At 57.0% G+C, this 1378-nt stretch carries 2 rRNA genes; both read right to left on the bottom strand.

Annotation, left to right across the window (positions count from 1 at the left end):
- A 5S ribosomal RNA gene (rrf, locus tag AB0A61_RS41090) occupies positions 1 to 117 on the bottom strand.
- An 88-nt stretch (positions 118 to 205) separates the two neighbouring features.
- Positions 206 to 1378 (bottom strand): 23S ribosomal RNA (locus AB0A61_RS41085); the annotation flags it as partial.

Here is a 1378-nt window from a genome sequence, read left to right as displayed (position 1 = left end):
GTTCGGCGGTGTCCTACTCTCCCACAGGGTCCCCCCTGCAGTACCATCGGCGCTGTGAGGCTTAGCTTCCGGGTTCGGAATGTAACCGGGCGTTTCCCTCACGCTATGACCACCGAAACACTATGAAACTGTCAACCGGAACCACGGCCTGAGGCCATGGCGGTTGTTCGTGGTTTCAGAACCAACACAGTGGACGCGAGCAACTGAGGACAAGCCCTCGGCCTATTAGTACCGGTCACCTCCACACGTTACCGTGCTTCCAGATCCGGCCTATCAACCCAGTCGTCTACTGGGAGCCTTACCCCATCAAGTGGGTGGGAGTCCTCATCTCGAAGCAGGCTTCCCGCTTAGATGCTTTCAGCGGTTATCCCTCCCGAACGTAGCCAACCAGCCATGCCCTTGGCAGAACAACTGGCACACCAGAGGTTCGTCCGTCCCGGTCCTCTCGTACTAGGGACAGCCCTTCTCAAGACTCCTACGCGCACAGCGGATAGGGACCGAACTGTCTCACGACGTTCTAAACCCAGCTCGCGTACCGCTTTAATGGGCGAACAGCCCAACCCTTGGGACCGACTCCAGCCCCAGGATGCGACGAGCCGACATCGAGGTGCCAAACCATCCCGTCGATATGGACTCTTGGGGAAGATCAGCCTGTTATCCCCGGGGTACCTTTTATCCGTTGAGCGACGGCGCTTCCACAAGCCACCGCCGGATCACTAGTCCCGACTTTCGTCCCTGCTCGACCCGTCGGTCTCACAGTCAAGCTCCCTTGTGCACTTACACTCAACACCTGATTGCCAACCAGGCTGAGGGAACCTTTGGGCGCCTCCGTTACTCTTTAGGAGGCAACCGCCCCAGTTAAACTACCCATCAGACACTGTCCCTGATCCGGATCACGGACCCAGGTTAGACATCCAGCACGACCAGACTGGTATTTCAACGACGACTCCACAACCACTGGCGTGGCCGCTTCACAGTCTCCCAGCTATCCTACACAAGCCGAACCGAACACCAATATCAAACTGTAGTAAAGGTCCCGGGGTCTTTCCGTCCTGCTGCGCGAAACGAGCATCTTTACTCGTAGTGCAATTTCACCGGGCCTATGGTTGAGACAGTCGAGAAGTCGTTACGCCATTCGTGCAGGTCGGAACTTACCCGACAAGGAATTTCGCTACCTTAGGATGGTTATAGTTACCACCGCCGTTTACTGGCGCTTAAGTTCTCAGCTTCGCCCACCCGAAAGTGAGCTAACCGGTCCCCTTAACGTTCCAGCACCGGGCAGGCGTCAGTCCGTATACATCGCCTTACGGCTTCGCACGGACCTGTGTTTTTAGTAAACAGTCGCTTCTCGCTGGTCTCTGCGGCCACCCCCAGCTCA

The sequence above is a fragment of the Streptomyces sp. NPDC046197 genome, assembly GCF_040646295.1.
In the GTDB taxonomy this organism is placed as follows: domain Bacteria; phylum Actinomycetota; class Actinomycetes; order Streptomycetales; family Streptomycetaceae; genus Streptomyces.
Note: the sequence above shows the minus strand (reverse complement) of the source record. Positions and strands in the feature narration are given on the sequence as shown.